This window comes from Arthrobacter sp. ISL-28 (assembly GCF_018613875.1).
In the GTDB taxonomy this organism is placed as follows: domain Bacteria; phylum Actinomycetota; class Actinomycetes; order Actinomycetales; family Micrococcaceae; genus Arthrobacter.
The window spans coordinates 197,537-215,155 of record NZ_JAGGPJ010000015.1 but is presented as its reverse complement, the minus strand read 5'-3'; the positions used below and the strand labels follow the sequence as shown (position 1 = coordinate 215,155).

General features: G+C 65.8%; 19 protein-coding genes, 5 tRNA genes and 1 riboswitch. Of the genes, 6 read left to right on the top strand and 18 right to left on the bottom strand.

From position 1 onward, the window contains the following. The 4 genes from J7E80_RS12595 to hisI form a co-directional block, all read right to left on the bottom strand. Entirely contained in the window at window positions 1-285 is a 285-nt protein-coding gene (locus tag J7E80_RS12595) for an HGxxPAAW family protein (protein ID WP_215051999.1), read from the bottom strand. A 129-nt stretch (window positions 286-414) separates the two neighbouring features. After that, entirely contained in the window at window positions 415-1,050 is a 636-nt protein-coding gene (locus J7E80_RS12590; protein ID WP_215051997.1) for a Trp biosynthesis-associated membrane protein, read from the bottom strand. After that, window positions 1,050-2,684 (bottom strand): anthranilate synthase component I, encoded by a 1,635-nt coding sequence (locus J7E80_RS12585; RefSeq protein WP_215051995.1) that lies wholly within the window; start codon window positions 2,682-2,684, stop codon window positions 1,050-1,052. The genes J7E80_RS12590 and J7E80_RS12585 overlap by 1 nt, the downstream gene beginning before the upstream one ends. A 97-nt stretch (window positions 2,685-2,781) precedes the next feature. Then, the gene (gene hisI / locus J7E80_RS12580) at window positions 2,782-3,237 is read right to left on the bottom strand and encodes a phosphoribosyl-AMP cyclohydrolase (RefSeq protein ID WP_215051993.1); all 456 of its coding nucleotides are present in this window, start codon (window positions 3,235-3,237) and stop codon (window positions 2,782-2,784) included. Between the two features lie 163 nt (window positions 3,238-3,400). Between hisI and J7E80_RS12575 the strand changes: the two genes are divergently transcribed. Both J7E80_RS12575 and J7E80_RS12570 read left to right on the top strand, forming a co-directional pair. After that, window positions 3,401-4,750 (top strand): formimidoylglutamate deiminase, encoded by a 1,350-nt coding sequence (locus J7E80_RS12575; protein WP_215051991.1) that lies wholly within the window; start codon window positions 3,401-3,403, stop codon window positions 4,748-4,750. Between the two features lie 120 nt (window positions 4,751-4,870). Next, window positions 4,871-5,515 carry a TIGR03085 family metal-binding protein gene (locus J7E80_RS12570; RefSeq protein WP_215051989.1) on the top strand — a complete coding sequence of 215 codons (645 nt, stop codon included), beginning with the start codon at window positions 4,871-4,873 and terminating at the stop codon, window positions 5,513-5,515. 124 nt (window positions 5,516-5,639) lie between these two features. On the opposite strand, the gene hisF is transcribed toward J7E80_RS12570, so the two are convergent. From hisF to J7E80_RS12500, 14 genes are all read right to left on the bottom strand, one after another. After that, complete coding sequence (hisF, locus tag J7E80_RS12565; RefSeq protein ID WP_215051987.1) at window positions 5,640-6,416, bottom strand: imidazole glycerol phosphate synthase subunit HisF; 777 nt, start codon at window positions 6,414-6,416, stop codon at window positions 5,640-5,642. A 59-nt stretch (window positions 6,417-6,475) separates the two neighbouring features. Then, window positions 6,476-7,336 carry an ATP phosphoribosyltransferase gene (gene hisG / locus J7E80_RS12560; RefSeq protein ID WP_215051985.1) on the bottom strand — a complete coding sequence of 287 codons (861 nt, stop codon included), beginning with the start codon at window positions 7,334-7,336 and terminating at the stop codon, window positions 6,476-6,478. A 58-nt stretch (window positions 7,337-7,394) separates the two neighbouring features. Then, entirely contained in the window at window positions 7,395-7,658 is a 264-nt protein-coding gene (locus J7E80_RS12555) for a phosphoribosyl-ATP diphosphatase (protein ID WP_215051983.1), read from the bottom strand. A 127-nt stretch (window positions 7,659-7,785) separates the two neighbouring features. Further along, entirely contained in the window at window positions 7,786-8,268 is a 483-nt protein-coding gene (gene ribH, locus J7E80_RS12550) for a 6,7-dimethyl-8-ribityllumazine synthase (protein WP_215051982.1), read from the bottom strand. An 18-nt stretch (window positions 8,269-8,286) separates the two neighbouring features. After that, window positions 8,287-8,988 carry a GTP cyclohydrolase II gene (gene ribA, locus J7E80_RS12545; protein ID WP_215051980.1) on the bottom strand — a complete coding sequence of 234 codons (702 nt, stop codon included), beginning with the start codon at window positions 8,986-8,988 and terminating at the stop codon, window positions 8,287-8,289. Continuing rightward, a complete protein-coding gene (gene ribB / locus J7E80_RS12540; RefSeq protein WP_215051978.1) occupies window positions 8,985-9,695 on the bottom strand; it encodes a 3,4-dihydroxy-2-butanone-4-phosphate synthase in 711 nt (236 codons plus the stop codon). Before ribB ends, ribA begins: the two co-directional genes overlap by 4 nt. After that, window positions 9,692-10,330, bottom strand: coding sequence for a riboflavin synthase (locus tag J7E80_RS12535; RefSeq protein ID WP_215051976.1), 639 nt, complete (start codon window positions 10,328-10,330; stop codon window positions 9,692-9,694). Before J7E80_RS12535 ends, ribB begins: the two co-directional genes overlap by 4 nt. Next, entirely contained in the window at window positions 10,330-11,445 is a 1,116-nt protein-coding gene (gene ribD, locus J7E80_RS12530; protein WP_215052169.1) for a bifunctional diaminohydroxyphosphoribosylaminopyrimidine deaminase/5-amino-6-(5-phosphoribosylamino)uracil reductase RibD, read from the bottom strand. Before ribD ends, J7E80_RS12535 begins: the two co-directional genes overlap by 1 nt. A 184-nt stretch (window positions 11,446-11,629) precedes the next feature. After that, a riboswitch (FMN riboswitch) is annotated at window positions 11,630-11,777 on the bottom strand. Window positions 11,778-11,906: 129 nt separating this feature from the next. Continuing rightward, a complete protein-coding gene (rpe, locus tag J7E80_RS12525) occupies window positions 11,907-12,563 on the bottom strand; it encodes a ribulose-phosphate 3-epimerase (RefSeq protein ID WP_215051974.1) in 657 nt (218 codons plus the stop codon). Between the two features lie 75 nt (window positions 12,564-12,638). Further along, window positions 12,639-14,216 (bottom strand): RsmB/NOP family class I SAM-dependent RNA methyltransferase, encoded by a 1,578-nt coding sequence (locus tag J7E80_RS12520; RefSeq protein WP_215051972.1) that lies wholly within the window; start codon window positions 14,214-14,216, stop codon window positions 12,639-12,641. After that, window positions 14,213-15,133 carry a methionyl-tRNA formyltransferase gene (gene fmt / locus J7E80_RS12515; RefSeq protein WP_215051971.1) on the bottom strand — a complete coding sequence of 307 codons (921 nt, stop codon included), beginning with the start codon at window positions 15,131-15,133 and terminating at the stop codon, window positions 14,213-14,215. The genes J7E80_RS12520 and fmt overlap by 4 nt, the downstream gene beginning before the upstream one ends. Continuing rightward, window positions 15,130-15,792: a peptide deformylase gene (gene def / locus J7E80_RS12510; protein WP_251036780.1), complete on the bottom strand. Its 663-nt coding sequence runs from the start codon at window positions 15,790-15,792 to the stop codon at window positions 15,130-15,132. Before def ends, fmt begins: the two co-directional genes overlap by 4 nt. Window positions 15,793-15,845: 53 nt before the next feature. Further along, on the bottom strand, window positions 15,846-16,691 hold the full coding sequence (locus tag J7E80_RS12505) for a cytochrome (protein ID WP_215051969.1): 846 nt from the start codon (window positions 16,689-16,691) through the stop codon (window positions 15,846-15,848). Window positions 16,692-16,791: 100 nt separating this feature from the next. Further along, window positions 16,792-16,863 (bottom strand) — tRNA-Val (locus tag J7E80_RS12500). 274 nt (window positions 16,864-17,137) lie between these two features. Here J7E80_RS12500 and J7E80_RS12495 point away from each other — a divergent pair. From J7E80_RS12495 to J7E80_RS12480, 4 genes are all read left to right on the top strand, one after another. Next, window positions 17,138-17,210, top strand: a tRNA-Gly gene (locus tag J7E80_RS12495). Between the two features lie 46 nt (window positions 17,211-17,256). Next, a tRNA-Cys gene (locus J7E80_RS12490) sits at window positions 17,257-17,327 on the top strand. Between the two features lie 38 nt (window positions 17,328-17,365). Further along, window positions 17,366-17,440: transfer RNA gene (locus J7E80_RS12485), tRNA-Val, on the top strand. Window positions 17,441-17,498: 58 nt separating this feature from the next. Further along, window positions 17,499-17,571: transfer RNA gene (locus tag J7E80_RS12480), tRNA-Gly, on the top strand. The last annotated feature ends 48 nt before the right edge of the window (window positions 17,572-17,619 follow it).

Sequence of the window (17,619 nt, the reverse complement as noted above, 5' to 3'; positions counted from 1 at the left end):
TTAGTGGCCGGTGTTCTTCAGCTTGCTGCCGCCCACGCCGTAGCCGGCCTTGCGCATGACGAAGCCGGCCAGCAGACCGACGAACATTACAGCAATGCCCGCCCAGAAGATGGGGCTGTTGGCGATGACAAACGCGATGGAGGCGATGAGGGCGCCGATCAGCATGACAATCACGCAGGTCCAGGCAGCCGGGCTGTTGCCGTGGCCCAGGTCAATGCTGTGATCGATGCCGTGGTGTGTCTTTCCGGCCGTGGGCTGGGTACCGGAAACAGTGGCTTTGCTCATGTGAATCTCCTCAGGATCAATACTGCTTACATTCTGCCATTTTTTGGCGCAGCCTTTGGCATCCGCGGCTCAGCCGCATGCCCCTGGCCGTTCTACCGGGCCGTTTTGCTCAAACTCGCGCCATCAGACTCAGGTCGGATCGTCGCCGCGCGAGAGCCGGTCCCAGCTGTCGATTTCATCCACCGGGCCGGCCTGGGCGGCAGGGCTTCCGGCTGCCGCGGCGTCGTACTTGGTCCGCGTCTTCCAGTGCCGCCCCGCCGGAATGACCAGCAGTCCGCCCAGTGCCAGAAGTGAACCGGCGACGACGGCGAGGACCGGGAACGCCGTAACGCTCACCTCGGCGGTGCTCCCGGCAACGCCGGTGGCGGCCGCAATTGAGCCCTGCGCCGCGGCCAGGGGGTCGGCGAGGACTGTCGCGGCGGCGGTGATGATCCCGACGGCCGCAAGAACGATGATGGCCGTGATGATCCAGCGCGCGATCCTGCCGGCGATGGAAGCTGCAAGCCCCCCTGCCAGCGCGACTAGCGCAAGTGCAGTCACGGTTGTGGCGGCCTTGCTGCCCTGGACCTGGAGTCCGTCCTGGGCGGCGCCGGGCTGTCCCAGCTGCTGCGGGTCCAGGTGGACGGTCAGCCAGGTCTGGGTTGTCGCGCCGAACACCGCCATGGCCAGCACGGTAATGAGCAGGACAAGCGTGGACTTCCGCGCCCACGCGGGAGTGCCGCTGCGGGCCGCCGCCTGGGCGGCGGAACCGGCCGGAACCGCCATCAGGATTCTGCCCCGGCTTCTGGTCCGGATTGCGCGGCGGATTTAGTGCCTGGATTAGTGCCTGATCTATTGCCTGCGGCATTCGCCGCGGCGACTGATTCCGGCGTGATGTTGTGGAGCGAGCCCGCGGTATGGACGGCGCGGAGCGGAGCGGCGGCCTTGTTCACCGTTTCCAGCGCCTCCGTCGGGTTGACGGAGTCCGCGACGATGCCGCCGCCCGCCTGGACGTAGGCCCGGCCTTCGCGCAGCAGCGCCGAGCGGATAGCGATGGCCATGTCCATGTCGCCGGCGAAGTCGAGGTAGCCCACCACGCCGCCGTAGATTCCGCGCCGGTGCGGCTCCAGCTCATCAAGGAGGCGCAGGGCGCGGGGCTTCGGCGCGCCGGAAAGTGTTCCCGCAGGGAAGGTTGCTCTCAGGACGTCGTACGCCTTAGCCGTGGGAGAGAGCCGACCGACGACTGTTGAGACGAGGTGCATGATGTGGCTGAACCGCTCCACCTCCATGAACTGCGTGACGTCCACTGAACCGGCAACGCAGACCTTGGAGAGATCGTTGCGGGAAAGGTCCACCAGCATCAGGTGCTCGGCGCGTTCCTTCTGGTCGGCAAGGAGTTCCTCGGCCAGGGCCTTGTCTGCATCCACGGTCTTGCCGCGCGGACGGGATCCGGCAATGGGGTGCGTGATGACGTCGTCGCCGGTGACTGTCACCAATGCCTCAGGCGACGACCCGACGATCGAGTATTCCCGGCCGTCGGCGTCCTCGAGACTGAAGATGTACATGTACGGGCTCGGGTTCGTGTTGCGGAGCACCCGGTAGACGTCCAGAGGGGAGGCGCCGCACTCCATTTCGAAGCGGCGGGAAATCACCACCTGGAAGACTTCCCCGTCCACGATCGCTTCCTTGCCGCGGTCGAGGGCGGCGAGGTAGGCAGGCTCGTCCCAGCGTTCCTGGACACTCGATGCGAAATCGAGGGCCGCGGGCTCCAACACTGAGACCGGCTGGGTCACCGGAGTGCTGATGCGCGCGAGCAGTTCCTTCACGCGGCTGACGGCGTCCTGCCAGGCTTCGTCCACGCGGTCGGGGGTGTTGTCGAAGTTGATCGCGTTGGCGATCAGCAGCACGGTCCCGTCCATGTTGTCGTGGACGGCCATGTCCGTGACGAGGTTCAGCGCCATTTCGGGCAGCTGCAGATCGTCCTCGGGAGGGCTGGTCAGCCGCTCCCAGTGACGCACGGTTTCCCAGCCGAGGAAGCCCACGAGCCCGGAGGTGAATGGAGGAAGGCCGTCGAACCGGTCCGTGCGCAGGGCATCGACGGTGTCCCGGATGGCGTCCACCGGATTGCCGTCGACTGGAACCCCGGCGGGTGGCTGGCCGAGCCAGTGTGCCTGGCCGTCCTTGGTGGTCAGCGTGGCGCGGGATTTTGAGCCGATGAAGGAGTACCGGGACCAGGCGCCGCCGACTGCCGCCGATTCCATCAGGAAGGTGCCCGGCTGGCCCTGTGCCAGTTTCCGGTAGAGGCCGATAGGCGTTTCCGCGTCGGCCAGCACTTTGAGCCGGACGGGGATGACCCGGCTGTGGCCGGCGAGTTCCCGGAATTCTTCCAGGCTCGGGCTGATGATTCCGAGGTCCTGCATGGCTATTGGTTCTCCGTCTGTTCTTGGGTGGTGCCTGGTTCGATAAAGTCTGCTTCGATCGGCCTGGGTTCGGTGGACCTGGTCAGCGGATCGTTTGCTATCCGGCGGTTCCGGTCACGACGTCCAGGCTGCGGCCGTCGAAACACGTGCGCGTTCCCGTGTGGCAGGCCGCGCCGACCTGGTCGACGCGCACGAGGAGGGCGTCGCCGTCGCAGTCGAGCGCTACCGATTTGACCCACTGCACATGGCCCGAGGTGTCCCCCTTGCGCCAGTATTCCTGGCGGGACCGCGAGAAAAAGGTCACCCGGCCGGTGGTCATGGTGCGATTGAGGGCTTCATCGTCCATCCAGCCAAGCATGAGCACCTCGTGGGTGTCGTGCTGCTGCACGATTGCGGCCACAAGCCCCGCGCTGTCCCGCTTCAGCGCGGCGGCGATCTCGGCGGGAAGGGGACTTCCTGAAACGGGGTCACTGCCGGCAGTGCCGACGGCGGTCCCGGCTGCGGTGCCGGGGGTCGAACCGGGAGTGGGGCTGGGGGCGGGCTGCTCAGACATCAGGTCAAGTCTAGTGCCCATCTCCGGACCCTGGCGCAAACCCTCCGCTCTGCAGGATATGCCTATGTTCAATGCCGGTTCTTTGCTTCCATGTCGGTATGAAACTTGTCGTTCTTGGGAGTACTGCTTGGCTTGATCACGCCGGCGTCCCGGAGGGCCCGCTATGACCGCGTTCTGGTGCGACGCGGCCCTGATAAACGTCGACGGCGAATCTGCGGCCGTGGCGGAACGTGTGCAATTGGAGACCCGGAACGGCCTCATTGTCGGCATCTCTGCTGGCACCGATCCCCGGCCTGGGGGCCACGTGCTCAGGGGTGTCGCTTTTCCCGCCGCCGCCAATGCCCACTCCCATGCCTTTCACCGGATCCTGCGCGGACGAACGCATGACAACCGTGGTGATTTTTGGGTGTGGCGCGAGCAGATGTACAAGAGCGCCGGCGAGCTGACGCCGGAAACGTATGAACAGCTTGCTACGGCTGTATTCACGGAAATGGTGGTAGCCGGCTACAGCGCAGTCGCCGAGTTCCATTATGTGCACCACGAGCCAGGCGGAAAGCCGTACGCCGAACGCCACGCGATGGAACTGGCGCTGGCCCGGGCCGCGACCGCCGCGGGGATCCGGCTGACACTTTTGGACACGCTCTACCTGGCCGGAGGAATCCATACGCCGCTCAGCCCGGAACAGGCGCGGTTCGGCGATGCCGATGCCCGTGCCTGGCTGGAAAGACTCGCCTCCCTCAGGGCCGAAATTGCACAGAACTTCGCCCCCGATATGGTGAGCGTGGGGGCTGCCCTGCATTCCGTCCGCAGTGTCCCGGAACCGGACTTGGCAATCGTCGCCAAGCAGCTTCCCGCCGATTTGCCCCTCCATATCCATGTGAGCGAGCAGCCGGCAGAAAACCAAGCCTGCCTTCAGGCGTATGGCGTGACCCCGACAGGCCTGTTGGCCAGGCACGGATTGCTCACCAGGCAGCTCTCCGTTGTCCACGCCACTCACCTGACACCGGAGGACGTCCATCTACTCGGCGCTGCAGGCGCCACCGTCGTAATGTGTCCAACCACGGAGGCCGATCTGGCCGACGGGATCGGCCCGGCCCGTGCGCTGTCCGACGCCGGCGCAACGATCGCCCTGGGCACAGACCAACACGCCGTCATCGATCCGTGGGTTGAAATGCGGGCCTTGGAACACGGACAGCGTCTGGTTTCAGGTGAACGGGGCCGGTTCTCCCCCGGAGAGCTCCTGCGTGCCGCCACATCCGGGGCGGCGTCTTCCATGGCCACACCTGTCGCGTCGGCGGCCTTGCGCATCGGTGCTGTTTGCGACCTGATGACCGTGGCCCCCGGCTCCGCGCGCACCGCAGGGTCCGTGCCCCAGCAATTCCCGTTCAGTGCCACAGCCAGCGACGTGACCGACGTCGTCATTGGCGGGGAACTGATGGCCTCCCACGGCATCCACCGGAGCCTGGGCGACCCAGGCCGCCTCCTCACGGCAGTGTTAAAGGCGTTCTCCTGAGCTCGGCGCCCACTGGAGTAGGGAGTCCGCCATGGTGTCTGGATCAGTGTGAAGAACGGAACAAAATGACGCGCGGACACACTGCGCAACTCCCCCGGCGACGTGCTAGTTTCACAAGTGATGCATTTCGTCGATCCGTCCCGAGAAGTCCTGGCCGAAACCCTGTTGGCGGCCGGTCCTGACTCCCCCACGCTCTGCCGCGGCTGGAAAACCAGGGATCTGGCAGCACACCTCTACCTGCGCGAGCGTAAGGCAGCCGTAGGCCTCGGGCTGATCATCAAGGGCCTGTCCAAGGCCTCGGATAAAGCAACGGCCCGGTTGGCTTCGAAACTCAAGACAACCGAGGATTACACCAAACTCGTGAATGTCTTCCGCGCGGGACCGCCGGCGCTGTCGCCGATGAAGATCAAGGCTCTGGACCAGACCTCAAACCTGATCGAGTACTTCGTCCACACGGAGGATATCCGGCGTGCTGTGGACCGTTGGGCACCCCGGGCCCTCGACGAAGAATACTCGGATGCCCTGTGGGACGAATTGATCAAGCGTGCAGCCATCCTTTACCGGGGTGTGGACCTCGGCATCGTCCTTGTTTGCCCCTCAGGTCCCCGGCACGTTGCAAAGCGCGCACCGGTTTCTGTCGCGATCGTGGGTGAGCCGGGCGAACTGCTGATGCACGCCCACGGCCGCACGCGCCATGCCCTCGTGACCTTCGAAGGCCAGCCGGACGCCGTCGCGCTTCTCCAGTCCGCCGAAGTCGGCCTCTAGCATTTACCGCTGATTGAGCAGCCGCATTACCGCTGATTGAGCCTGTCGAAATCAGGTTTCGACCAGCTCAACCAGCGTGGGCCCGGCTCAACCAGCCGGTCTTGCTCAACCAGCAGTTACCCCGTCAGCGGACCTCGAAGCCTGCTTCGCGGATCGCGGTTTTAACCTGCGACATCATGTCGTCCGGGCCCCAGTGGAAGATGGAGGCGGCCAGCACGGCGTCCGCGCCGGCAGCGACGGCGGGCGGGAAGTGTGCCGGCTCGCCGGCACCGCCGGAGGCGATGATCGGAACCTGCACGGCGGCCCGGACCAGCCGGATCAACTCCAGGTCGAAGCCGTCCTTGGTGCCGTCGGCGTCGATCGAGTTGAGCAGGATTTCCCCGACTCCCCGGTCGGCAGCTTCCTTCGCCCAGGCCACGGCATCGATTCCGGTGCCTTGGCGTCCGCCATGGGTGGTGACCTCAAAGCCCGACGCCGTCGGTTCAGATCCGGGGCGGGTGCGGCGCGCGTCCACGGACAGCACGAGCACCTGTGAGCCGAAGTGCCGGGTGATCTCGTCGATGACGTCGGGACGCGCCACGGCGGCTGTGTTGATGGATGCCTTGTCCGCGCCGTAACGGAGCAGCTTGTCCACTTCGGCGACGCCCCGGACGCCGCCCCCTACGGTCAGCGGGATGAACACTTCCTCGGCGGTGCGGCGCACGACGTCGAACGTCGTCTCCCTGTTGCCCGAAGAGGCGGTGACGTCCAGGAACGTGAGCTCGTCCGCTCCGGCGTTGTCGTAGCGGTGGGCCAGCTCGACGGGATCCCCGGCGTCGCGGAGCCCTTCGAAGTTGATGCCCTTGACCACCCGGCCGGCGTCAACGTCCAGGCACGGAATAACGCGTACGGCTACAGCCATGACTTCTCCTGTTGTCCTGCGGAATGCGTGAATGAAGGGGCCTCCGGAAGGGAGGCGGCTCAGATCCGGCAGGCGTGAATGCTGCTGACCAGGATGGCCCGGGCCCCGAGGTCGTACAGCTCGTCCATGATCCGGTTGGTCTCCTTCTTCGGCACCATGGAGCGGACGGCTACCCAGTCCGAATCGCGCAGGGGCGAGACGGTGGGTGACTCCAGCCCGGGGGTGAGTGCCGCGGCCTGTTCCACGAGCTCCTTGCGGATGTCGTAATCCATGAGGACGTACTGGCGCGCCACAAGGACGCCCTGCAGCCGGCGGATGAGGACCTCGATCTCCTTTGCGGTGCCGTTCGCAGCACCGCCCCGGCCGGTGCGCCGGATCAGAACGGCTTCTGACTTGAGGATGGGATCGCCAAAAATCTCCATGCCGGCGGCCTTGAGGGTGCTGCCGGTTTCGACGACGTCGGCGATGGCATCGGCCACACCGAGGCGGACGGAGGACTCGACTGCGCCGTCGAGGCGGACCACTTTGGCCTGGATGCCCCGCTCGGCGAGGTAGCCCCGGAGCAGCCCGTCATAGCTGGTGGCGAGGCGCTTGCCCTCGAGCTCTTCGACCTTGCTGAAATCCCCCACGGGGCCGGCAAAGCGGAAGGTGGAGGCCGCAAAACCGAGCGGCAGCAGTTCCTCTGCTTCCACCTCGGCGTCCAGCAGAAGGTCGCGGCCGGTGATGCCGACGTCGAGCGTTCCCTGCCCCACGTAAACGGCAATGTCGCGCGGCCGGAGGAAGAAGAACTCGATGTCGTTGTCGGGGTCCACCATGACCAGTTCGCGGGTGTCGCGGCGCTGGTGGTAGCCAGCCTCGGCGAGCATCGCGGAGGCGGCTTCGGACAGGGATCCCTTATTCGGTACAGCTACTCGCAGCATTGGAGGTCTTTCTGGGTTGGAAGTCTTCAGTTCAGGCAAACGGGCCACGCGGACGCGGCTACAGATGCTTGTAGACGTCCTCAAGGGTAAGTCCCTTGGCCAGCATAAGGACCTGCAGGTGGTACAGGAGCTGCGAGATTTCTTCGGCAGCGGCCTCGTCGGATTCGTACTCTGCCGCCATCCAAACCTCGGCGGCTTCCTCCACGACTTTCTTGCCGATGCCGTGGATTCCGGACTCCAATTCGGCGACGGTGCGGGAGCCTTCCGGGCGGGTGGCTGCCTTCTCACTCAGTTCTGCGAACAGCGTCTCGAAATTCTTCACGCCCTACAGCCTACTTGCTCCTGGGGGGCGCCGCCTGTCGGGCCGTTGCATGACGACAAGTATGTGAGCGGGCACACACACTGTGTGTGCCCGCCCCCATCGCGAGTCGTCGGAAAAGCCGTCCGAATCAGTACTGCTTGAGAAGGACCGCGGTGGCCAGGGCAGCGGTGACCGCTTCGTGGCCCTTGTCCTCGGATGAGCCGGGCAGTCCCGCCCGGTCCAGGCCCTGCTGCTCGGTATCGCAGGTCAGCACGCCGAAACCGACCGGAATGCCGGTGTTGACGCTGACGTCTGTGAGCCCCGAGGTGGCGGCCTGGCAGACATAGTCGAAGTGCGGCGTGCCACCACGGATGACGACGCCGAGCGCCACGACGGCGTCAAAGTGCGGAGCCAGCCGAGCAGCGGCAACCGGCAGCTCGAAGCTCCCGGGTACCCGCAGCACCGTGGGGTCGCTGATGCCGGCATCCTTGGCGGCGCGGAGTGCGCCGTCCAGGAGCCCGTCCATGATCTGCGTGTGCCAGCTTGCTGCCACAATTGCCAGACGCAGTTGGGACGTCTCTGCCGGGTTGAGGGTGGTGAGGTCGATCTGGGGTGCGCCGTGTCCGCTCATAGGGTGGTCCTGATCCGTTCAGTCTTGTTCGTGGTCAAAAGTGTCTGTGCCCCTGCCGGGCACCGTTGCCGGCTGGGCATCCAGGGTCAGCAGATGGTCCATGCGGTCCTTCTTGGTCTGTAGGTAGCGGATGTTCTGTTCCCGGGAGGGCACCTCGGTGGGAACCATTTCCACGACCCTGACGCCTGCCTTGGCCAGCCGGTCCTGCTTGTCCGGATTATTGCTCAACAGCCGGATCTCGTGCAGTCCCATTTCGGCCAGGATCTGCGCCGCGGCGTTGTAGCAGCGGGCATCCACGGGCAGCCCGAGCTGTTCGTTGGCCTCAACGGTGTCAAAACCGGCTTCCTGGAGGGCATACGCCCGGATCTTGTTGGCGAGGCCAATGCCGCGCCCCTCCTGGCCACGCAGGTACAGGAGGGTTCCGCCGTATTCCTCGATCAGTTCCAGCGCGTAGGCGAGCTGCTCGCCGCAGTCGCAGCGGTAGGACCCGAAGACATCGCCGGTGAGGCATTCGGAGTGCAGCCGGACGAGGGGGGCCTTACCGTCCTTGGGAGGGTTGGGCGAGCTGACAGCGAGGTGCTCGGCTCCGGTGATGAGATCGGTCCACGCCTGTGTCACGAAGTTCCCAAATGCGCCAGGCAGCTGGACCACGGGGCCGCCGCTTACCGGATGCGGCCCCCTGCCGTTGCTGCTGGGCTCCGCTGTCTGAGATGCGGTCATCGTCTTTCCCCTTCTCCAGCCGGACTCGCTTCCGGACTGTTGTCCTGTGAAGATACATGGTCGTTCGTGCCGAGGTAGGCCACGAGATCCTCGATGGAAATCAAGGGGCAACCGTGCTCCGCGGCGAAAACCCGAAGGCCGTCCAACCGCATCATTTCACCGTCGTCGTACACAACTTCAGCGATCACGCCCACCGGTTCCAGGCCGGCAAGCCGGCACAGGTCCACGGCGGCCTCGGTGTGGCCGGGGCGTTCACGCACTCCCCCCTTAACGGCGCGCAGCGGGAAAATATGCCCGGGCCGGGTCAGGGCGGCCGGCTCGCTGCGGGGATCGGCGAGGACCCTGGCCGTCAGCGCCCGGTCAGTCGCCGAGATTCCGGTGCTCACACCCGTGGCGGCGTCGCAGGAGACAGTGTAGGCGGTGCCCTTTGCGTCCTGGTTGACCTCCACCATGGGCGGCAAGTCCAGCGCGTCCGCGCGGGGACCGTCGAGCGGAACACAGATGACGCCCGAACTGTAGCGGATGGTCCATCCCATCAGGGCAGGGGTGGCGTGCTGGGCCGCAAAGATGATGTCCCCTTCATTTTCGCGGTCCTCGTTGTCAACCACCAGCACTGGCCGGCCTGCCGCCATGGCCCGGACGGCTTCCTCGATCGGGTCGAGCGTCAGGGTGCCGGTGATGGCCGGGTCGAGTCTTGCCGTGCTCATTTCTGGTCCTCCGTCTTGGCCGTGGTGCCGCTGAAAGCAAGGAGCCGCTCCGTGTACTTTGCCAGCACGTCCACCTCGAGATTCACGCGTCCGCCAGTGGGCTTCGCGCCCAGTCCGGTGTCGGCCAGGGTGGTCGGGATGAGGCCCACCTCGAACCAGGGGGCGGATTCCGCGGCCGGGCTCACCGCGGTGACAGTGAGGGAGACGCCGTCGATCGCGATGGATCCCTTTTCGGCGATGTAGCGCGCAAGCCGCTGTGGCACGCCGAAACGGAGCCGCTCCCAGTTGCCCTGGGCTTCGCGTTCGAGCAGTTCGCCCACTCCGTCCACGTGCCCCTGGACCACGTGGCCGTCGAGCCGTCCGCCCGCCGGCACACAGCGTTCCAGGTTGACGGCGTCGCCTGCGGCAAGGTCGCCCACGGTGCTGCGGACAAGGGTCTCCCCCATGACATCGACGCTGAAGTCCTTGCCGTCAATCGCGGTCGCCGTCAGGCAGACACCGTTGACGGCGATCGAGCCGCCCAGGGACAGTCCCTCGGCCGTGCCGGGGGCGTGCAGGCGCAGCGTTGCGCTCGTGTCCCCGTTGCGGTCCACGGACAGGACCTTCCCCTGCTCGGCAATAATTCCGGTGAACATCAGTGGCCTCCCATGGCTGTGCCCGCTGCTTCGCGGGCGGGTAGTGAATCAGTTGAGGTTTCTTCTGCCGCGGCTGGCGCAGCGGCGTAAGTTTCATGCGGTGCGTCCGGCCGTTCGGGCAGCAGGTGGAGCCGAAGGTCCCTGCCCAGCATCTGGACCGCTCCGCCCGAGGCGGCATCCCATTCCCAGCGCTGGGCAGCGGCGAGGGTGCCGATGCCCAGCCCGTTGAGTGCAGGGGTTCCGGATCCCAGCAGCGTCGGCGCCAGATAGACGATCAGTTCATCAACGAGCCCTTCGGCCAGGAAGGCGCTCAGGATCCTGGACCCGCCCTCCACCATGACGTGGCGTACGCCCGCGGAGAACAGCAGGGACAGCGCCTCGTGAGGGTCACGGGTGGGCAGATGGAGAGTCCTGCCATCGTCACCGCGCACGGCGGCGTCTTCCGGAATGTCACGGAGACCCATGACGGCCCGCAGCGGCTGTTCGCCCGAGGCCTCGCCGTTGGCATCCCTCGCGGTGAGCCTCGGATTGTCCACCAAGACCGTCTGGGTGCCCACGAGGATGGCGTCGATCCGGCGCCGGATGGCGTGGTTGTCCGCCAGCGATTCCGGGCTGGAGATCCACTGGCTCGTACCATCTTCGGCGGCGATCCGGCTGTCCAGCGTCTGCGCAATGTGCAGGGTCACGAAGGGGCGCTTGGCCTCGACTGCCTGGAACCAGCGCCGGTTCAGTTCCAGCGCGCGTTCCGCAGCCAGTCCGCTCCGCACGGTGACTCCGGCGGCGCGCAGGGTGGCGGCACCGCCGGCTGCAGGGTCGTGGGGGTCGTCGACGGCGTACACGACGTTGGCTATTCCGGCATCGATGATCGCCTGCGCGCAGGGCCCGGTGCGTCCCACGTGGTTGCAGGGTTCCAGAGTGACCACCATGGTGGAGCCACTGAGGTCCACGCCGGCGCTGATTGCAGCCACTATCGCATCGGCTTCGGCATGCGCCGTTCCGGCGCCGCGGTGGTAGCCCGTCACCAGATGGCGGCCGTCAGGGCCGACGACGACGGCACCCACCAGGGGATTGGCGCCTCGAGGGCCCTGCAGGGCAGCTTCAAGGGCGTGGTCCATTGCGGCGGTTTCAGCGGCAGTGAAAGCGTGGATCGGCCGGCTGCTCACGTGGTGACCGCCGGATCCGGCCGCACGGTTCGAGTGTCCATGCGTATGTGTCGTTCCTTCCCTCTAGAACCGCGATGGCTCCGGGGGTATACGACAGTGCAATGCTGCGACGTCAGTAGACGCCACAGATACAGCCGTACGTGCTTCTCTCATCCAGACTTTAACTGTCGGTACCGGAATTTCACCAGTTCAACCGTCCGCCGGGTTTTCCGAGGAAAACACCGGCTCGCGGGTCGCGGACTGTCACCGCCGGTTCGGACTTACACCGACCCCGGAGCACGTATTGTGTCTTGCTATTCTGCCACAACCCGGGACATGCTCCGGGTATTCCCTGCCATGCAGCGTCACGCAATGCGTAAGGAATGCGTAACGAAGGCCGCGTTCGGGAGGAGAACGCTGCAGAGGAGCGGGGGCTACAGCGAGCCAGCCTTGCGCAGGCGGTCGATGGCCCCTGCCGGATCTGCTGCGCCATAGACGGCCGAGCCCGCGACGAACACGTTGGCCCCAGCCTCCGCGGCGCGGAGGATGGTTTCCTCTGTGATGCCGCCGTCCACCTGAAGCGCAACCCCGATGCCGGAGCCGTCGATGGCTGCCCGGGCGCGCCGGATCTTGGGCAGGGTGAGGTCGAGGAAAGCCTGGCCGCCGAAGCCGGGTTCCACGGTCATGATCAGCAGCAGGTCCAGTTCCGGAAGCATGTCCAGGTACGGTTCCACGGCAGTAGCGGGCCGCAGTGCCATGCCGGCCTTCGATCCACGGGCCCGCAGCTCCCGCGCCAGCTTCACCGGCGCAATGGATGCCTCGGCATGGAAGGTCACGGACGCAATGCCGGCGTCAGCATATTCCGGTGCCCAACGGTCGGCGTCGGAAATCATCAAGTGCGCGTCCAAAGGAATCGGGCTGACGGCCTGGATCCGCTGCACAACAGGCAGCCCAAGGGTCAGATTGGGGACAAAGTGGTTGTCCATCACGTCCACATGCACCGAGTCTGCGTTATTGATTTTTTGCAGCTCGGCTTCGAGGTTCACGAAGTCTGCAGAGAGGATGCTGGGGTTGATGCAGCACTGCGGCATGCGGGTCCTTTCGCGGGGAGGAAGTCAGCGATTCTTAGGAGTCAGGGCTGCTGGGGAGTCAGGTCTTCTGGGGACTCAGGGCTTCTTATGGATGAGGGCAAGGAACATCGCATCCGTGCTGTGGATGTGGGGCCACAGCTGGGCTGTGAGTTCGTGGCCGGCGCCAAGGTTCCCGGTCAGGCTGACAGCGTCGAGCGCGCTGCCGGCATCCCAAAGTTCGAGGTCATCACGCTTACGCAGGGCATCGCTGACAACGGCAGTGGTCTCGGCGGGGTGGGGTGAGCAGGTCACGTACGCCACCACCCCTCCGGGCTTTACCGCGTCCAGTGCCGACTTCAGCAGCGCCCGCTGCAGGGGCCCCAGGTCCGCGAGGTCCTTGGGCGTTCGCCGCCACCGGGATTCGGGCCTGCGCCGCAGCGCACCGAGCCCGGTGCAGGGGACGTCGACGAGCACACGGTCAAAGCGCTCCGCTTGCTCGGTGCCGACGTCCCGGCCGTCTCCGGTCCGGACCTGCCAGGCATCTCTGGGGACGGCGGCCAGGGCCTTGCGGACCAGTTTGGCGCGGTGGGGTGCGGGTTCGTTGGCAAGGAGGGTGGCGCCCCGCTGGTTGGCAAGGGCGCCGAGCAGTGCGGCCTTGCCGCCGGGGCCTGCACACAGGTCCAGCCAGGCCTCGCCGTCATCCGCGGTCTGGCCAAGATCCACCGCTGCAAGGGCGCGTGCGACCAGCTGCGACCCGACGTCCTGGACGCGTGTTGTTCCCTCCCGGACTGAAGAAAGCCGGCCGAGATCGCCGCCGCTGGACAGCGCCGAGCCTTCGACGAGTTCGCCGGCGGCGGCGCCGCTTTCGAGGGCTTCATCCAGCTTTCCGAGGCCCGGCAGTGCCACGAGGTTGACCACCGGCGCGGCATTGTCCGCTTCCAGGAGGTCATTGATTTCGGTGACCGGCCGGCCGTGGGCTACGAGCGACTGCCTGAATGCACGAACAATCCACTCCGGATGGGCGTACCGGACGGAGGCCACCTTGGTCGGATCCTGCTCATCGCTGAGCAGCAGTTCCAGCCACTCATCGAGTGTGCGCGCGGAGACCTTGCGCAACACCGCATTGATCAAAGCGGAAGGCCCCGCTCCGATCACGGCGCGCGCAAGTCCCACCGTCTGGTCGAGCGCCGCATGGGCGGGGACGCGCATGGCGAGCAGCTGGTGCGTTCCGATGCGCAGGGCATCGAGGACTGCGGGATCCAGCTGGTCCAGGGGCCGATCCACGCAGCGTTCCAGCACGGCGTCGTACGTGCCCTGGCCCCGGAGGGCGCCGTAGCTCAGTTCGGTGGCAAAGCCGGCGTCACGCTTGTCCAGCCCGTGGTGCCGGATCCTCGCGGGCAGGACCAGGTTGGCATAGGCGTCCTCAGAGGCGACCGCACGCAGCACTTCGAAGGCGACCAGACGGGCCGGATCGGCGCGCCGGGTGCGCTGGGAAGGCGCACTCTCGGTGAAGCTGCGCCGCGGGGCCCGGTTTCGCTCCCGGCCCTGTGCATTCCGCCGGCTGCCGTCCCGGCGCTGGCCGCCCTGCCCGGAATTACCCTGCCCGGAATTGCCCTGGCCCGAACGCTGGGGCCCCCGTCCACGGCCGCTGCCGCCCGTTCCGGACTCACTCATTCGAACACCACGCTTTCAAGGGAAGCCTGTCCGCGCGCCCAATCGGCCGCGGCCATCATTTTCTTGCCTGCGGGCTGGACCCGCGTCAGTTCAACAGGGTGCGAGCCCGTCCCCACCAGCACGCTCTTCCCGGCCAGCGCGAGTGTCCCCGGCGCCAGCGCCGGAGCGTCGGGGCGCAGCAGCACCGGTTCAAGTTTCAGCCGCTGGCCGTCCAAGGTGGTCCAGGCGCCAGGTTCCGGCGTGACTCCCCGGGCCCGCCGCCCGATCGCGAGGGCCGGCTGCTGCCAGTCCAGCCGGCCGTCGTCGATGGTCAACTTGGGCGCCAGGGAAACCTCGCCCTGCTGCGGCACGGCCACGGATTTTCCGGCTTCCACTGCAGACAGTGTCTGGGCCAGTAGCACGGCACCGCTGTGGGACAGCCGCTCCAGCAGGGCGCCAGAAGTGTCGCCGGGACGGACCGCTTCGGTCAGCGTTCCGAGCACGGGTCCGGTGTCCAGCCCCTCCTCCAGGCGGAAAGTGACGGCCCCGGTGATGTCGTCCCCCGCGATGACTGACCGCTGCACGGGTGCAGCGCCCCGCCAGGCCGGCAGCAGGGAGAAATGGAGGTTGATCCAGCCATAGCGGGGAATGTCCAGGGCGGCACGCGGCACTAGGCCGCCGTATGCCACGATGGCGGCAACGTCGGGGGCGGTGGCGGCGATCCGTGCGGTGACTTCGGCGTTAACCTTCGCTGCATGGATGACCTCAATGCCCAGCTCGGCGGCCCGGGCGGCAACGGGCGACGGCGTGAGCACCCGTTTGCGGCCGACCGGCGCATCCGGGCGGGTCAGCACTGCGACGACGTCGAAGCCAGCCTCCGCCAGCGCATTCAGTGACGGTACGGCTACTGCCGGTGTTCCCGCGAAGAGGACCCTCATCCGGCAGCGCCCACGCTGCCGGCACCGGGCGTCCCATTCGCTGAAGTGCCAGGCGCCGAGGCGCCCGTCCCTTTGGTGCTGGTCCCTGCGGTGCCGGTACCGAAGCTGCCGCCTCCGAAACTGGAGCCGACAGTTTTGGCGCGCTTCGCCGTCGTCCGTTCAGTGACGGAATCGTAGTTGGCGTTGCGGATGGAGCGAAGGGCGGCCTTGCGGTCCTCGCCTTCAAGGCGGTCGGTGAACAGAATGCCGTCGAGGTGATCGGTCTCGTGCTGGAAACAGCGGGCGAGCATCCCTTCCGCGTCTACTGAAACGGGGTTTCCATTGACATCCAGGCCGGTGACCCGGGTGGCACGGAAGCGGCGGACGGGGAAGCCCAGTCCGGGGATGGAGAGGCAGCCTTCCACTTCGTCGGGCTGAAAATCATCACTGTTTTCCAGCACCGGGTTGATGATGTGGCCCTCGGTCCCGCCGATCCGGTAGGTAAAGACCCTGAGGCTGACCCCGACCTGCGGTGCCGCGAGGCCGGCACCTTCCACGTCCTCCATGGTTTCGGTCATGTCGGCAACGAGTCTGGCCAGCTCCGGCCCGAATTCCGTGACAGGGTCGGCAACCGTGCGCAGCACGGGATCGCCGATGATACGGATATTCAGAATCGCCATCTGCAGTCATTTCCTCACGGTGGACGGTAACGGATCCCAACCAGTTTAGTTGCTCAGGCGTACACGGGCGGCGCCACGGGCAGTAGAGCAGGCCCGGCGCTGAGAGTGTCCGCCGACATTTCCCAGACACGGCGGAGTGCGCAGAACTTCCACCAGTGGTGCCGCAGCACGTCGGGGTTTGCCCGCACTGGGCGCACCTCTGTTTCACCGATCGCGACTGCCAGCAGCACCGGAGCTTCGCCATGCCGCCACGGCTCCCACTCCCCCGCCACAGCATCCACCAGGCTTTCCTCCGCCTTCATTCCGGCAACGAGCTGCATCACGACCTTGTCATCCAGCGGCTTAACCTGGCCGTCCCGGTTAGTTCCCTTGGTCTTGTAGTCAATGAGGCAGGTCCGCCCATTGATTTTGGCCACGAGGTCCAGGGTTCCGGCGTATCCAACTGTCTTGTTCCATACCGTGATTTCCGGCGCCACAGGCTCCACGCGGAACAGTTCCCACCATTCATCAAAGCGGGCAGCGAACGCCTCTTCGCCGTTGGAGGCCAGCGCCTCACGGCTTTCCTGCATCCGGTGGGGCTTGCCCAGGGCACGCAGCGCCACCTGTTCGCAGTAGTTGTGGACGCGGTCGCCCCGCTGGGCTGCCTCGTCACGGTAGGTCTCCGCAGCCTTGGCCGCGCGGTTCACCGCCTGCCGCACCTTTGCGGGACTGCCCAAAATCTCGGGAAGCGAAGGATCCTTGGCCAGGCTGCTGGCTCCCATATAGCCAAACCAGCCGTCCAACCCGTGGGGCTGCTGACCGATGACCGTGGTGATGGAAGGAACCGAGAACGCTTCGGTGGTGGAGCGCGCATACATCCGGCCGTATTCCGTTGCGTGGGCGAGCAGTGGATCAGTCATGGCGAGACTCTTTCACAGGGGGCTGACAGTTATGTCCGAAAACAGAAAGGTCCGCCCCGCGCCAGATTGATTCCCCTGGGCGGAACGGACCATTCATCGGTGGGCGATACTGGGTTCGAACCAGTGACCTCTTCGGTGTGAACGAAGCGCGCTACCACTGCGCCAATCGCCCCGATGCATTTGAATGCTAGCTCACCATGCGGGGTTTACGGAAATCGGATGGCCGTCCCCGGAAATGGGTCGCGTGGCGGCCCACCCGGGGTCCCCCAGCCAGCGTCGAATTACAGTCCTGTAATTCAACAATTTCCCTAGAATTCAACGAAGTAGAGGGGTTCCCGCGGGTCGCGACGGGGCCGATTTGGAGATTCCCTGAACCTCCTATAGAGTTTTTACTCGTTGGAACGCGAGGAAATGCCGATCACGGCAAAGAATCGCCGCTCCGAAATGCGGACGTAGCTCAGCTGGTAGAGCACCACCTTGCCAAGGTGGATGTCGCGAGTTCGAATCTCGTCGTCCGCTCGCAGGACACTGTCACGGCAAGGTTCCCAGGAACCGACGCTTACACGGTGGGTTGGCCGAGAGGCGAGGCAGCGGCCTGCAAAGCCGTATACACGGGTTCGAATCCCGTACCCACCTCGGTGAAAACCATGGTTTCCGGTCTGACCGGATTCAATGGGCGATTGGCGCAGCGGTAGCGCGCTTCCCTGACACGGAAGAGGTCACTGGTTCGATCCCAGTATCGCCCACCAGAGCAAGGAAACTTGCTTGTTGATGAACGTCCGGCTCCGGCCGGAACGTACTTCATGCGCGGACGTAGCTCAGCTGGTAGAGCACCACCTTGCCAAGGTGGATGTCGCGAGTTCGAATCTCGTCGTCCGCTCTCTGTTTTCTTTATCCGAGGATCTTTGTGGATCCGCACCCAGGATTT

Coding starts and splice junctions, on each gene's coding strand:
- fmt (WP_215051971.1), bottom strand. CDS start 15,133: ATGAGGGTCCTCTTCGCGGGAACACCGGCAGTAGCCGTACCGTCACTG.
- J7E80_RS12505 (WP_215051969.1), bottom strand. CDS start 16,691: ATGACTGATCCACTGCTCGCCCACGCAACGGAATACGGCCGGATGTAT.
- ribD (WP_215052169.1), bottom strand. CDS start 11,445: ATGGACCACGCCCTTGAAGCTGCCCTGCAGGGCCCTCGAGGCGCCAAT.
- ribA (WP_215051980.1), bottom strand. CDS start 8,988: ATGACCGCATCTCAGACAGCGGAGCCCAGCAGCAACGGCAGGGGGCCG.
- hisI (WP_215051993.1), bottom strand. CDS start 3,237: ATGTCTGAGCAGCCCGCCCCCAGCCCCACTCCCGGTTCGACCCCCGGC.
- J7E80_RS12535 (WP_215051976.1), bottom strand. CDS start 10,330: ATGTTCACCGGAATTATTGCCGAGCAGGGGAAGGTCCTGTCCGTGGAC.
- ribB (WP_215051978.1), bottom strand. CDS start 9,695: ATGAGCACGGCAAGACTCGACCCGGCCATCACCGGCACCCTGACGCTC.
- hisF (WP_215051987.1), bottom strand. CDS start 6,416: ATGGCTGTAGCCGTACGCGTTATTCCGTGCCTGGACGTTGACGCCGGC.
- hisG (WP_215051985.1), bottom strand. CDS start 7,336: ATGCTGCGAGTAGCTGTACCGAATAAGGGATCCCTGTCCGAAGCCGCC.
- J7E80_RS12590 (WP_215051997.1), bottom strand. CDS start 1,050: ATGGCGGTTCCGGCCGGTTCCGCCGCCCAGGCGGCGGCCCGCAGCGGC.
- ribH (WP_215051982.1), bottom strand. CDS start 8,268: ATGAGCGGACACGGCGCACCCCAGATCGACCTCACCACCCTCAACCCG.
- J7E80_RS12520 (WP_215051972.1), bottom strand. CDS start 14,216: ATGAGTGAGTCCGGAACGGGCGGCAGCGGCCGTGGACGGGGGCCCCAG.
- J7E80_RS12585 (WP_215051995.1), bottom strand. CDS start 2,684: ATGCAGGACCTCGGAATCATCAGCCCGAGCCTGGAAGAATTCCGGGAA.
- J7E80_RS12575 (WP_215051991.1), top strand. CDS start 3,401: ATGACCGCGTTCTGGTGCGACGCGGCCCTGATAAACGTCGACGGCGAA.
- rpe (WP_215051974.1), bottom strand. CDS start 12,563: ATGCCGCAGTGCTGCATCAACCCCAGCATCCTCTCTGCAGACTTCGTG.
- J7E80_RS12570 (WP_215051989.1), top strand. CDS start 4,871: ATGCATTTCGTCGATCCGTCCCGAGAAGTCCTGGCCGAAACCCTGTTG.
- def (WP_251036780.1), bottom strand. CDS start 15,792: ATGGCGATTCTGAATATCCGTATCATCGGCGATCCCGTGCTGCGCACG.
- J7E80_RS12595 (WP_215051999.1), bottom strand. CDS start 285: ATGAGCAAAGCCACTGTTTCCGGTACCCAGCCCACGGCCGGAAAGACA.